Here is a 14,102-nt window from a genome sequence, read left to right on the forward strand (position 1 = left end):
ACTAGTGAAACGCCTTTTTTTTAGACAAGCAAAACTATGTTCCTATGTGTTTAAATAATCATCTAAAAATTTAAAATGAATTCTGTGATATTTGCATCAGACGGAAGCTGCAATTTTTTTCGAATTCTGTATCGGGTATCTTCAACTCCGCGAACAGAAATTCCTAAAAGCGGAGCAATTTCTTTGGTATTAAAGTTCATTCGCAGATAAGCACATAAACGCATATCACGCGGAGTAAGTTCTGGGTAACTGTTTTTCAGCCTCTGCATAAAATTGTCATGCAATTGATTGAAGATTTCCTCAAATTCGTTCCATTGCTTATCGCCTTGAAGTTCATGATCGATCAGCTTGTTTATTTTGGTTAACAAACTAAAGTTTACACCTGGTTCATTTTTCTTATCGATTTGGCTAATCAGCTCTTTTATCGAAAGCAGGATTTCGTTTAAATGAATAAGATTCACCGTATTCGAAGCTACTTTTGCATTTTTAAGATTTATCGTAGTCTGCAGGTTTTCGCGAACAATGGCCATATTTTCTTGTTCCAATGTCAATCTCTGTTCATTAAGTTCGGCACGGCTGCGCAGCAATTCTTTTTCCTGATTTAGGATCAATTGCTGGCGATCTCGTTCTGCCACAGATTTTTGATATTTAATAATCAAATAAATGACAACACTATAAAGTATAAAATACAGAATATAAGCCCCGATCGTTCTGTACCAAGGCGGTAAAACTTCAAAACGAAAAACCGCTTCTTCGCTCACCACATCATAAATGTTTTTTGCCCTTACATGAAAAACATATTCGTTTTCAGGTAAGTTCGTGTATTCTTTTTCTGTCTGAAGACTGTATTCTGACCATTTTGGTTCAAAACCTTCCAGCCAGTATTCGTATTTTGTGGCATCGGCTTCATCATAAAAAAGCGATGAAAAAGAAAAATGAAGCGCATTATGGGAATGCGATAAAACATTTGATATTTCTTCACACGCCTCTTTTGTTTTATTTGGAAGCACATCAAATCGGCTTGAAAATAACAGACTATCTTTCGGAAAAATACATTTAACCTCTGAAATTACCGCTTTATATTTCGTTTGATATTGCTTGTTTTTAATGGTGTTATAATGAATTAAACCATCCTGCGTACCAAAAAACACATCTCCCGTAGTTGTGGTTTGAATATTCTCAAAACCAGGAACGTATAAATAACGAAGTTTTCTAAAAGGCAGTTCTTCAACCTCAAAACTTCCATTTGCTTTTTTATTCATTTTTCCGGTATTTTCTCCAGAAACGTACCAGATATTATCCTGATTATCCGATTTTAATAAACGAATATGATTTTCCATTCCGAGATATTTCCTAAAAACGGGTTCGGGAATCATTTTCTTCGAATGCGAATCTTGTTTGTAAACTCCTTTTGTAGTTCCAAAAAGAATTTGATTATCTATTTTAAAAGTATTCAAAAACAAACTCGACGGGAAACCATTCTTTTGATTGTAAAATTCCACTTTTGAAACCGCATCGAATGTTTTATTAAACTGAATTTTATAAATTCCTTTGTAACCGTGAGCAATCCAGAAATCACCATTTTTATCGGTTTCGATAACGCGGCTGCTTTCTTCAAAACCTTTTATTTTATTTTGATAAACCCACGTATTATTTATTTTTTTAAGAAGATACATTCCGTTATAACCGCCAACGATCAATAAATCCGGATGATTAGGAACTAATATTCCTTTCCATGCTCCATCTGTTTTTGCCACTAATTTTGCCGAATTACCGGAAACTTCAAAGATCCCATTTTTTTCGAAAGCCAAAAGTGAGCTTCCAAAAACACCAATATTCCAGACATTTTCAGACATGCCTGAAACGTGCTGAAAGTTTGCATTTTCATGTTTTCCGTTTTTATAAGAAAGCCAATCCATCCAAAACAAACCGTTGTCTGTCGCGATATATAATTTGTCCTGATAAATCTGGCTGCAGTATATTTTGGTTTCTGAATTTGAAGTATCTAAAACTCTGGATAACGGCGAAGAAATCTGAATCAACGAAATTCCTTCCTTTAGCGTAACCCATAAATTGCCTTCTTTATCAACCTTTAAATTCGTTACATAATCGTTTTGCAAACCCGTTTGTTTGTTGATATGCTGAATCAAACGTCCCAAACCATCTATGACTATCAACCCAGATTGACGGGTTCCAATTCCGAAATATCCATCAGAAAGCTGAATCCCTGTAGAAATTTGATTTTGCTTCAAAACATTATCGGCTTCTGTTACAAATGGCTTTAGCTGATTATCTTTAAAAGTAAAAAGTCCGTTTTTTTGTGAAAGCAATAAAAGTCCGTTTTTGGTTTGAAAGATTTTTCGAATCTTCATTCCGGCAAATTGATCGCTGTTTGTAATCGCCGTTAACGCATTATTTTTTAACTGCAATAAACCTTTTGCATTATCTAAAACATAGATTTCCTTATTGACTTCAAAGAAATCATCAAATTTTACATTAGACTTTAAAACCTTGATTTTATTGTTCTTGTAGATAAGGATTTCTTCATAAGAGAAAAAAATCACTTCGTTATTTCGGATAACGGTATGCACCACATCGCCAAAGTTTCGCGCCGATTCCGGTAATAATTTTACTAAAGATGTATATTGATACTGCCCGTTTGGCAATTGAATGGCATAGCCAAAATCGCCTTGGGCGCCCACATACATTTTGTCGTTTTTGTCGATGGCAAGCGAGCGAACCATACTTTTGTTTTCGGGCTGTGTTACAATGCTCCAGCGAACACCATCAAACTGCATAATCCCGAAGTGATTGGCAAAAAACATCATTCCCTTAGAATCCTGTAAAACATCCCAGTTTTCTGAAGCGGCTTTATACGTTTTCGGATTATAATTGGTTATAAAAGGAATTCCAATTTTTTTTATCTGCGCCTTTACAATTGGAGAAATAAATACTATCGATAAAACTAAAATTCTAATTATACATTTCGTCATTTTGTTTCTGTCTGTAGGTTATTGTGTGATTTTTGGGAATCACATTTTAGGAAATTGACTCTTGGGGAAAGCCATTTTCCAGGCAAAAAACATTCATTTTCATAAATGTATTAATAACAATTATTCATTATTATCAAACTAAAATAGAGAATGTCGAAATTCAAATATATAAAATTTTATTTTAATGCAACAAATTACATTATAATCAAATAATTTAGTAATTGTAAGATTAAATTTTAAAATCCAAATCTTGTCATTGTAAGAAATGAAGCAACCACACTAACAAAGATCACAAATTGATTTAACACGTGAGATTGCTTCGTTCCTTGCAAAGACCAATCTTTGTGGATCTACGGGTCTGATTGCTTCGCCAGTTCGCTATCGCTCGTGTCCTCATTCCTCAAAAATGACAAGATTATGGAAAAATAATTCTCCTTCAAAATAATTTCTAACTTTCAAACATAACACGCGGTTTTAACCGTGGGAAACATTATGATAATGCATTGTACCCACGGTTAAAACCGTGGGCTATGTTTGAAATACTGTTTGCTTACAGATAGTTTATTAAAAAATAACCTGCGCCGATCCGTTTAATCCGTAAAACCCGTGGGCGATTAAAATTATCGTCTAGCAGGAAAATAATTCTCCTTTAAGATAATTTCCAGCGGAATATAATGTGTGCGTTCTGTGTCTTCCTGAAGAACTAGTTTTTTGTATAAATAATTGATTCCCATATAACCTTGACTTTCGGGTCTTTGGTTGATTAAAAAATCGATTACGCCTTTGTTTAGGTATTCGATATTTTCATTTAATAAATCGTAACCAATAATTCGGATGCCTTTTATATTATTTTGTTCCAAAAATCTAGCAACAATATATGCCCTTGAATTGGGAACAAAAACACTGCTGATTCCTGAAAACATTTCCAGATTCATCTGATCAATTCCCGAATCCTTAATGGTTATTTCTGAAAATTTAAAATTCGTGAGTTCTTCATTATCTTTAAAGAAAGAATAAAATCCGTCGATTCTCTGCAAATACACCGATGTACTTTCGATTTCACGGGTAATTTTAAAAATCAGAACATGTCTTTCGTTTTTCACCGCAAAACTGATTAATCTTCCTGCCAAATAGCCGCTTTGAAAAGCATCCTGACCTACATAAGCATGATTGTCTTCGTTTGAAATATTCGAATCGATCATCACTACCGGAATATTTTTCTTTTTATATTCATTTAAAAACTGAACCGAATCGTCGTAAAATATTGGAGCGAACAACAAGCCGTCGCAATCGAACTCTAATACTTTTTTGACTGATTCCTTAAAAGAAACAGCATTAAAATCATAAAAGAAATAATCCAGAACGATTCCGAATTTGCTAAACTCCAAAGCAGCTTTCTCAATACCATCAACCTGACTTCTCCAATATTCTAATTTTTCATATTTAGGAAGAAAAACCGCAAAATGAAACTTCTTATTTAAAGCCAGATTACTGGCCAAAATATTTCGCTTATAACCAAACTCTTCAATTATAGCATTGACTTTGTCTACAGTTTCCTGTGCAGCCTGACCCCGATTATGAATAATCCTGTCTACAGTTCCGGGCGAAACATTGGCTAATTCAGCAATTTTTTTAATTGTTATGATATTGATTCTTTTTTAGTTAAAATAATAAAAGCTCTTTGTATAATTCGTTTTTTTTTTGCAAAAATAAGTTGTTTTACATTACAATTTACATACATTTGTAAAATACCGTGTGCGTACACGTAAAAATACACATAATATAAAAACGGCAAACAATTTTTATATTATTATTTCGAAAATCAAAACAAAACTTTACCAATGATTGTAGATTCATTACATAATGCAGCTAAATATTATAGTCTGCACCCCAACTTTCAAAAAGCTTTTGAGTATGTAAATCAAACTGATATTGCTAGTCTTGAAGCGGGAACTATAGAAATTAATGAAGGCTTAAAACTAATCGTGATTCACGGTGACGGAAGTACGAGAGAAGAAAGCATTAAAGGTTTTGAATGCCACGATAAAAACATTGACATTCAAATATCAATACAAGGCCCTGAAACTTTTGCGTGGAAACCGAGAGAAAAATGTGTTAGCCCGAATGGCGATTACAGCGACGAAAGAGATGTTCGTTTTTTCCACGATAAACCGGATATGTTTTTTGAACTTCAGGAAAAACAATTTGCGATTTTATTTCCAGAGGATGTTCATGCGGCAATGATTGGTGAAGGCTTTTTGAAAAAACTGGTATTTAAAGTTAAGATATAAACTATAAAATTAAACACATAGAAACATAGATTTTTTGAGTTGAAAAGTTTATCCGGAAAAACAGGTTTTCACACATAGCTAAGACGTGAAAATTATGTTTGATAATGCAGGTGAAACGCCTTTAACAAGTTCTGAAACTATGTTTCTATGTGTTTAGAAAAAATTATAACCTATAAAAATAAGAATGGATTCAATATTTAATCTAAAAGGAAAAATTGCTCTTATTACGGGCGGTGCCGGAGTATTAGGAAGCAACTTTGCAAATGTTTTGGCAAAACAAGGTGTTATTGTCGGGATTGTCTCTCAATCAATTGAAAAAGCGGAAAAAACCGTACAGCATATAGAAGCTCATGGCGGGCGGGCATTTGCTGTTCAGGCAAATGTTTTAAGTAAAGAAGAATTAGAAAAAGCAAAAGATTTTATCGTTGAAAAATATGGTCGTTTAGATATCCTGATTAATGCAGCCGGAGGAAATATGCCGGGTGCAACGATTCAGCCGGATCAGGCAGTTTATGATATGAAAACTGATGATTTACAAAAAGTTATTGACTTGAATATTATTGGAACAATGCTTCCGACTCAAGTTTTTTCGGAGCTATTTGCAAAACAAAAATCAGGAAATATCATCAACATTTCATCGGCATCGGCACAAAGACCATTAACCAGAGTTGTAGGTTATTCTGCTTCAAAAGCGGCAATTGACAATTTTACACAATGGATGGCGGTTGAATTAGCCCAGAAATATGGCGAAGGAATTCGTGTAAATGCGATTTCTCCGGGATTTTTTATTGGAGAACAAAACCGTGCTTTATTATTAACTCCAGAAGGAAAACTGACCCAAAGAGGCGAAAAAATCATAGATCATACGCCAATGGGAAGATTTGGAACTCCGGAAGATATTGACGGCGCACTTTTATTTTTATGCAGCGATATGTCAAAATTCGTTACAGGAATAACCTTAAAAGTTGACGGCGGATTTGCAGCAACAAGTATTTAAGATTTCTCACGTCCTGCAATCCTGAGGCTTCAGGACAAAACCCGGCAGGTTTAAATTAGTCATTTCTATAAATTAAAATACCTGCAAGGTTTTACAAACCTTGCAGGAAATAAAACAAAAAACATAAAACATGGAACAAACATTAAGATGGTTCGGACCAAATGATCCTGTTTCTTTACAAGATATCAAACAAACTGGAGCAACCGGAATTGTAACAGCTTTACATCATATTCCAAACGGAGAGGTTTGGAGCATAGACGAAATCATTAAACGAAAAGTTGAAATTGAACATAAAGACGGAGATCCTAAAAAAGGTGCTTCAGGTTTAACCTGGTCAGTCGTAGAAAGTATTCCGGTACATGAAGACATTAAAAAACAGACTGGAAATTATCTTCAATATATTGAAAATTATAAAGAAAGTATTCGTAATCTGGCTTTGTGCGGTATTAAATGTGTCTGCTACAACTTTATGCCAGTTTTAGACTGGTCAAGAACAGATTTATCATTTACGGTAGAAGACGGTTCTAAAGCTTTACGTTTTGATATCAATGCTTTTGCGGCTTTCGAATTGTTTATTTTAAAAAGACCAGGTGCAGAAAACGAATATTCTGATGTACAGAAACAAAAAGCAAAAAGCTATTTTGAAGCAATGACTCCAGAAGACAAAGTAAAGTTACAGCAGAACATTTTGGCTGGACTTCCAGGTGCCGAAGAAGCCTATACGGTTGAAGATTTCTTAGTAACTTTAAGTGCTTACAATCATATTGACAGACAGGCTTTGAAGAATAATCTTTTTCATTTTCTAAAAGAAATTATTCCTGTTGCTGAAAGTAAAGGTGTTTTGATGGCGATTCATCCTGATGATCCTCCTTACCCAATTTTAGGTCTGCCAAGAGTTGTAAGCACAGAAGAAGATTTGATGGAATTAATGAATGCTGCTCCTTCTCCATCAAACGGATTTACAATGTGTACAGGTTCTTATGGTGTTCGTGCCGATAATGATTTGCCTGGAATTGTGAGACGTCATGGCGATAAAATGAATTTTATTCATTTAAGAAGCACACAACGAGACGAAGAAGGGAGTTTCTACGAAGCAAATCATCTAGAAGGTGACGTTGATATGTACGAAGTTGTAAAAGCAATTTTGGAAGTTGAAAAAAGAAATAATAGTCAATTGCCAATGCGTCCAGATCACGGACACCAAATGCTGGATGATTTAAAGAAAAAAACAAATCCGGGTTATTCTGCAATTGGACGTTTACGAGGTTTGGCAGAATTACGAGGGCTTGAATTAGGGATTAAACGATCTTTATAAGAGGTTTGCCACGAAGGTACAGGATTTTTCTCTCGCAGATTTTGCTGATTTAGCAGATATGGTTATAAGTCTAGTTTGTCATTCAAGGAACGAAAAACTAAGCCTAAAGTTAATCTAAAAAAGTTCCGTAGGAATGAAAGATAGGTAAAACGATAAATAATATTACGCCAAAAAAATTATAAGAATGAAAAAAGTCCTAACATTACTACTTCTAGCCACATTTTGTGCCGGACAATCACAAGGTTTAATCTCGAATGTTCCAAACAGAAATACCACATCATTAAACGGTGTCTGGAATTATATTGTCGATCCTTATGAAACAGGTTATTACAGTTTTCACCACGATGTTTATGACAAACAAGCCAAACCTTCAAATGCTGCTTATTTTAATAATTATCATGCTCAAAACAAACAGGAATTGGTAGAATACGATTTTGATAAATCACCAAAAATCAATATTCCGGGTGACTGGACCTCTCAGGTTCCTGAATTGAAATATTACGAAGGAACAATTTGGTTTAAAAAATCTTTCGATTATAATCTAAAAGCTAATAAGCGTCTTTTCCTGTATTTGGGTGCCATCAATTATAAAGCCGATGTTTATTTAAACGGAAAAAAACTGGGAACACATGAAGGTGGTTTTACACCATTTAATTATGAAGTTACCTCGATTGTAAAACCAAAAGACAATTACTTGGTCATTAAAGCGGATAATACCCGTCATAAAGAAGATGTTCCGACAATTAATACCGATTGGTGGAATTATGGCGGAATTACACGCGATGTTACTTTAATTGAAGAAGAAAGTTCTTTTATAGAAGATTACACAATTCAGCTTAAAAAGAATAACAATGCTGTAATTTCGGGTTTTATCAAAATCAATAATTTAAATACTGCACAGAATCAGGCTTCGATTTCGATTCCAGAATTAAAAATCAATTACAAAGGAAAAATTGGTACTGACGGAATGTTGAATTTTGAAATCCCAGCTAAAAAGATTTCATACTGGTCTCCGGAAAACCCAAAATTATATGATATTACGATCGATTTTAACGGACAAAAATTAAACGATAAAATTGGTTTCAGAACTATTGAAACTAAGGAAGATAAGATCTTATTAAACGGAAAACCAATCTTTTTACGCGGAATTTCTATTCATGAAGAAAATGCTAAAGGCGGGCGGGCGAATTCTCAGGAAGATGCCCTGCGTTTATTAAACTGGGCAAAAGAATTAGGCTGTAATTATGTTCGTTTGGCACATTATCCGCATAACGAAAACATTATCAGAGAAGCTGATAAAATGGGATTAATGGTTTGGGAGGAAATTCCGGTTTACTGGACTGTAGAATTCACCAATAAAAATACCTATCAAAATGCCGAAGATCAATTGACAGCTGCGGCAACAAGAGATAAAAACAGAGCTTGTATCATAATTTGGTCAATGGCAAATGAAACACCAATTTCTGATGCGAGAAATGCGTTTATTAAAAAATTAGTAGATCATACCAAAACTTTAGATAATACAAGACTGATCAGCGCAGCCTTATTAACGCAAAGTGATTCTGCAGGATTTGGAACTATCAATGATGCCATTGGTGATTATTTAGATATTATTTCTTTTAATCAATATTTAGGCTGGTATGGCGGAAAACTTGAAGATGCTGAGAAAATCTTCTGGAAAACCAAATATAATAAACCAGTAATTGTTTCTGAATTTGGAGGCGATGCCAAACAAGGTTTACACGGAGAGAAAAATGAGCGCTGGACAGAAGAATTTCAGGAATATTTATACATTCAAAATTTAAAAATGATTGAAAAGATTCCGCATTTAAATGGTTTAAGCCCTTGGATTTTAGTTGATTTCAGGTCACCAAGAAGGCTTCTTCCGGGAATTCAGGACGAATATAACCGTAAAGGTCTAATCTCAAACGACGGGAATAAAAAGAAAGCTTTTTACATTATGCAAAACTGGTACGAAAAAAAGAAAAAAGAATAAAAATTATGCTTCTGTAAAATGATAAAAGAAAAACATAAAAGCTCTCTATGTCATTCTAAATCAAACATAAGAACTGTTACCAATTCATTAACAAAAAACAAACTGTAATTATATGATTTTTCTTCATTATTAACTTACTTTGTGGTAATCCTAAATAAAAAACTATTATGAAAAAATTTAGTTTACTGGCAGTTATTTTATTTACTGCCTTTACAGTTCAAGCACAAGAAGTAGTGAAATTTGCTCCGCTTGATGCCAGTCCGGTTGATATTTCTTATTTCCCGAACAAAGCAGTAAAATTCAAAAAATCTGATAATCCTACCCCGGTTATCAAGGTTATTTATGCAAGGCCTTCTGTAAAAGGGCGTACCATTTTTGGCGATTTGATTAAATACGGAGAAGTTTGGAGAGTTGGTGCTAACGAAAATACCGAAATCAAATTTTACAAACCAGTAACAATTGGCGGTAAAACTATTCCAGCCGGAACTTATAGTTTATTTGCTATTCCTGAAAAAGACAAATGGACAATCATTATCAATAAAGAAATTGATTTATGGGGTGCTTATGCTTATGATGAAAGTAAAGATGTTGTAAGGGTTTCTGTTCCTGTAAAACCTGTTTCTGAGCTAATCGAAGCTTTATCAATTGCTTTTACAACTCAAGGTTCTGTCGCTAATCTTGTTATTGGATGGGATAAAACAACTGTTGAATTACCAATTACGGTTAAATAATTAATCGTTTTACCGATACAAAAAGGAAACTTTAAAAATGTTTCCTTATTTTGTTTACAAGCAAAATTTAAAGCTCCGGCGGAACACAATATTTATAGCTGATAAAATTCACACAGGAACTAAGATTCAGAGGAGCGATATATCTCCCCGCTGGGGTTCTATTACATACGTCAGCATATTATTTATAAATATTTCATCCCTTCGGGATTTAATATTAAACTTTGAAATACTATTCTGTATCCACTACATACCGCGGTTTCAACTGCGGGCTATATTATAGATATAAACAAAAAAGAGACATTTTTCAATGTCTCTTTTTTGTTTATATACTTTTATAATCATCATTTTATTGAGCAAGAAACGGATTTTAATTGAAAAAAACAGAATGTAATTTTGTTTAAATTAAAGTTTAAAAGTTATGAAAAAATTTAAAATTGTTCCGGTAACAAAAGAATTTGCAAACAAAATCCGTAAAACGAATATTGATAATTTTGGCAATCAAGTTTATGAACAACCAGCATCTGGAAAAGGACCATGCAGGATTTCGTTAAAACCTTTTAAGGTCGGTGAAGATATCAGATTAGTTTTGGCTTACAGTCCTTTTTCACAAAACAATGCTTTTAATCAATCTGGGCCTATATTTATTCATAAAAATGAGGTGGAAGAATATTCAGATATTTATAATTTTCCACCAGAAATAAAAGCTGATAAAGAAAATTTTCCTTTGTCGTTAATTGGTTATAATAAAGAACAAAAAATGATTTTTACAAAATTGGTTGGTGACAATGATGTTGATCAGTTAATTTCTGAAATCTTTGAAACTGAAAAAGATGTTGAATATCTTCATGCTAGAAATTCAGAAGCTTGTTGTTTTATTTGTAAAATTGAAAGAGTATAATCGATGTCAATTGGGATGTAATTAAACGATCATTATATATATTCCCGTGGTTGAAACCACGAGCTGTATTTCAAAATAGAATAAAAAAGAGTTTTTTTTAATGTATCTTTTTAGTTTAATATTTTCTCTGCATTTACAAATACAATCCAATGTAAACATAGCCTGTGGTTTCAACCACGGGACACAATCAAAGCACAATCTGTATCCCCATGGTTGAAACCACAGGCTATGTTTAAAATAGAAACCAAAAAAAAGAGGCTGTCTCAAAATAGACCGCACCCAAAAAGTTAGACGCTATATGGGGGCAGTGCAAAAGTCGGAGCAGCCTCTTTTTATTTTACATTTTTTTTTGTTCCGTAGGAACATTTCATAGGTAGAAATTATATTATTATCATCGTTTACGTTCCGTAGGAACGTTTGATTTTGACATTGTTTTTTAATAATCTGGCATATCAAAGTTCCTACGGAACCTAAATGTGTCCGACCTCTATTTTTTCTACCTATGAAACATTTTTAATGGAATGAAACCCGATATCAAAAAATAACAAGTTATATTCTTTGTCCCGTAGGAACATTTCATTTGTAGAAACAAGTTAAGTTTACATTAAAAACAAACAAATAATTATAGTAAAAGTGCTGTCTTGACTTTTGAGACAGTCTCTCTTTTTTGTATTAAACCTTAACGGTTTCTATAATCTTATCCAGCGTAATTGGTAAATCCCTCACACGTTTTCCGGTTGCGTTAAAAACAGCATTTGCGATTGCCGGCGCCATTCCTACCAAAGCCGTTTCTCCAAGACCTTTTGTTCCCATTGGATTGCTGATGGGATCTTTTTTATTGACGAAGAAAACTTCTTGTTTTTCAATATCGGCATTTACGGGAACATGATAATCAGCGAAATTATTGTTGATTGGACGGCCAAAACGATGATCGATTTCCAATGCTTCCATTAATCCCATTCCGATACCTCCAACTGCACCGCCATACATTTGTCCTGCAGAAGTTTTTTGGTTGATAACCGTTCCAATATCAGCACACGAAACAACATGCGCCAAACGTATTTTACCCAAATTCGGATTCACTAATACTTTTACAAAGTGAACTGAAAACGAATAAATTGAATATTTCTTAGCTTCGTCCGTTCCTTTTGATTGATTTTCAACCTCTAATCCATCTAACTTATTAGAACTAAGCAAAGAAGTCAAGGCAACCGTTTTAGCGGTATCTTTTGTTGAAGAAATTACTCCATTTGCAAAAGCTAAATCTGTAATTGGAGTTCCTTTTAAAACCGGATTTTCAGTCGCTAAACCTAACACTTTACTTACCAGTAAATTACACGCATCATGAACCGCAGAACCAACAGATGAAGTCGTTGCCGAACCTCCCTGTGTCGGGCCTTTTGGCAGTCCGCTTTTCCCCATTTCAATAATTACATTCTCTGCGGATAAACCTGTTATTTCAGCACCAATTGCCGTCATCATAGTTGCCGTTCCCGGCCCCATATCGTTGACACTGCACTGGAGAACTAAATTCCCATCGGGTAAAAATTTTGCTTTTACAGAAGTTGAGCTTCTATAACAGCCAAAAGTTCCAGTTCCCATTCCGTAACCTACAAGCCAGTCTCCTTCTTTTACAGAACCTGGTTCGTTTTTACGGTTTTTCCAGCCAATGCGTTCCATTCCGCCTTCGTAACATTCTAAGAGATATTTACTGCTCCACGGTTTATTTTGTTCCAAATCTTTCTCAGCATAATTAAGCTTTCGAAATTCAATTGGGTCTAAGTTTAATTTATAGGCCATTTCATCCATTGCACATTCTAATGCAAAAGAACCTGTTGCTTCGCCCGGACCACGCATCCAGATTGGCGTACAAGTATCCAGAGGCACGATTCGATAACGTGTCGAAACATTTTCACAATCGTAAATAAATCGGGACATGTTTACCGTTCCTTCCATGAAATCTTCATAACTCGAAGTCATCGCAACGGCTTCATGCGTTAAACCCGTTAGTTTTCCTGCTTTTGTAGCGCCAAGACCCATTTTTTGAATGGTATAAGGTCTAAAACCAACATTGGTAAACATTTGCTCTCGGTGCAAAACTAATTTTACCGGGCGGTTTAATTTCTTTGCTCCTATCAATGCCGCAATTTCATACGGCCAGGTATGTAATCCCATTCCAAATGCACCTCCAAGATATTCAGAGTGTACTTCTACATCTTCTGCAGGAACATCAAAAACTCCTGCAACACTTCGGCGTGTTCCTTCAACACCTTGGCTTTTGGTATATAAAATTGGTTTGTTTCCATCCCATTTTGCAATAATGTTCGCCAGTTCCATTGGGTTATGAACTTCTGTTGGAATCGTATAATCGGCTTCTAAAATTACTTCTGCATTTTTGTATCCATCGTGAACTCCTCTGTGGTAATCATTCCCTTTATCTGTTTCTACTTTTTTCTCTTTATCCGCCGCTTTTTGAAGTTCAGTCGAATGCTCTTCTTTAAAATAATCGGCTTTAATTAAACTCGCCGCATATTGCATGCGTTCAAAAGTATCGGCAATTACCAATGCAATTGGCTGATCGTAGTACAATATCGAGTCATCTTTGAAAATCTGCAGCGGCTGACCAAAATTATGTTTGTCTTTTGCTTTTTGATATCCGGCAGGTTTGTCTACGTTTAAATGCGTAATAACAGCCAGAACTCCCGGCGCCCATTCTGCTTTTTTAGTATCGATGGTTTTGATTCTTCCTTTTGCAATCGTACTTCCCACCAAACAGCCATACACAACTCCGGGCGTTTTATATTCGGCAGAATAAGTTGCTGATCCTGTTACTTTAGCAAATCCGTCAACTCTATTAATATTACTTGTCTTGCTCATAATT

At 34.5% G+C, this 14,102-nt stretch carries 9 protein-coding genes; 6 read left to right on the top strand and 3 right to left on the bottom strand.

The window, feature by feature from the left end:
• Positions 1 to 62: 62 nt before the first annotated feature.
• On the bottom strand, positions 63 to 2,993 hold the full coding sequence (locus AABD74_RS17940; RefSeq protein ID WP_406843797.1) for a triple tyrosine motif-containing protein: 2,931 nt from the start codon (positions 2,991 to 2,993) through the stop codon (positions 63 to 65).
• Between the two features lie 620 nt (positions 2,994 to 3,613).
• On the bottom strand, positions 3,614 to 4,645 hold the full coding sequence (locus tag AABD74_RS17945) for a LacI family DNA-binding transcriptional regulator (protein WP_311202641.1): 1,032 nt from the start codon (positions 4,643 to 4,645) through the stop codon (positions 3,614 to 3,616).
• 189 nt (positions 4,646 to 4,834) lie between these two features.
• Between AABD74_RS17945 and AABD74_RS17950 the strand changes: the two genes are divergently transcribed.
• From AABD74_RS17950 to AABD74_RS17975, 6 genes are all read left to right on the top strand, one after another.
• Positions 4,835 to 5,284, top strand: a complete 450-nt coding sequence (locus tag AABD74_RS17950; RefSeq protein WP_232683145.1) for a YhcH/YjgK/YiaL family protein — start codon at positions 4,835 to 4,837, stop codon at positions 5,282 to 5,284.
• 184 nt (positions 5,285 to 5,468) lie between these two features.
• The gene (locus AABD74_RS17955) at positions 5,469 to 6,281 is read left to right on the top strand and encodes an SDR family oxidoreductase (RefSeq protein WP_232683146.1); all 813 of its coding nucleotides are present in this window, start codon (positions 5,469 to 5,471) and stop codon (positions 6,279 to 6,281) included.
• A gap of 130 nt (positions 6,282 to 6,411) precedes the next feature.
• A complete protein-coding gene (uxuA, locus tag AABD74_RS17960) occupies positions 6,412 to 7,596 on the top strand; it encodes a mannonate dehydratase (RefSeq protein WP_406843798.1) in 1,185 nt (394 codons plus the stop codon).
• A gap of 184 nt (positions 7,597 to 7,780) precedes the next feature.
• Entirely contained in the window at positions 7,781 to 9,592 is a 1,812-nt protein-coding gene (locus tag AABD74_RS17965; protein ID WP_406843799.1) for a glycoside hydrolase family 2 protein, read from the top strand.
• 167 nt (positions 9,593 to 9,759) lie between these two features.
• On the top strand, positions 9,760 to 10,323 hold the full coding sequence (locus AABD74_RS17970) for a DUF2911 domain-containing protein (protein WP_406843800.1): 564 nt from the start codon (positions 9,760 to 9,762) through the stop codon (positions 10,321 to 10,323).
• Between the two features lie 418 nt (positions 10,324 to 10,741).
• Positions 10,742 to 11,221, top strand: coding sequence for a DUF1203 domain-containing protein (locus AABD74_RS17975; RefSeq protein WP_232682587.1), 480 nt, complete (start codon positions 10,742 to 10,744; stop codon positions 11,219 to 11,221).
• A gap of 672 nt (positions 11,222 to 11,893) precedes the next feature.
• Here the strand turns inward: AABD74_RS17975 and AABD74_RS17980 are convergent.
• The gene (locus AABD74_RS17980) at positions 11,894 to 14,098 is read right to left on the bottom strand and encodes a xanthine dehydrogenase family protein molybdopterin-binding subunit (protein ID WP_406843801.1); all 2,205 of its coding nucleotides are present in this window, start codon (positions 14,096 to 14,098) and stop codon (positions 11,894 to 11,896) included.
• Between the last annotated feature and the right edge of the window lie 4 nt (positions 14,099 to 14,102).

The organism is Flavobacterium soyae (assembly GCF_045348165.1).
Classification (GTDB): domain Bacteria; phylum Bacteroidota; class Bacteroidia; order Flavobacteriales; family Flavobacteriaceae; genus Flavobacterium; species Flavobacterium soyae.

Bases quoted from the DNA above. Each gene is read 5' to 3' on its own strand.
- AABD74_RS17970 (WP_406843800.1), top strand. From the start codon at position 9,760: ATGAAAAAATTTAGTTTACTGGCAGTTATTTTATTTACTGCCTTTACA.
- AABD74_RS17965 (WP_406843799.1), top strand. From the start codon at position 7,781: ATGAAAAAAGTCCTAACATTACTACTTCTAGCCACATTTTGTGCCGGA.
- uxuA (WP_406843798.1), top strand. From the start codon at position 6,412: ATGGAACAAACATTAAGATGGTTCGGACCAAATGATCCTGTTTCTTTA.
- AABD74_RS17940 (WP_406843797.1), bottom strand. From the start codon at position 2,993: ATGACGAAATGTATAATTAGAATTTTAGTTTTATCGATAGTATTTATT.
- AABD74_RS17955 (WP_232683146.1), top strand. From the start codon at position 5,469: ATGGATTCAATATTTAATCTAAAAGGAAAAATTGCTCTTATTACGGGC.
- AABD74_RS17980 (WP_406843801.1), bottom strand. From the start codon at position 14,098: ATGAGCAAGACAAGTAATATTAATAGAGTTGACGGATTTGCTAAAGTA.
- AABD74_RS17975 (WP_232682587.1), top strand. From the start codon at position 10,742: ATGAAAAAATTTAAAATTGTTCCGGTAACAAAAGAATTTGCAAACAAA.
- AABD74_RS17950 (WP_232683145.1), top strand. From the start codon at position 4,835: ATGATTGTAGATTCATTACATAATGCAGCTAAATATTATAGTCTGCAC.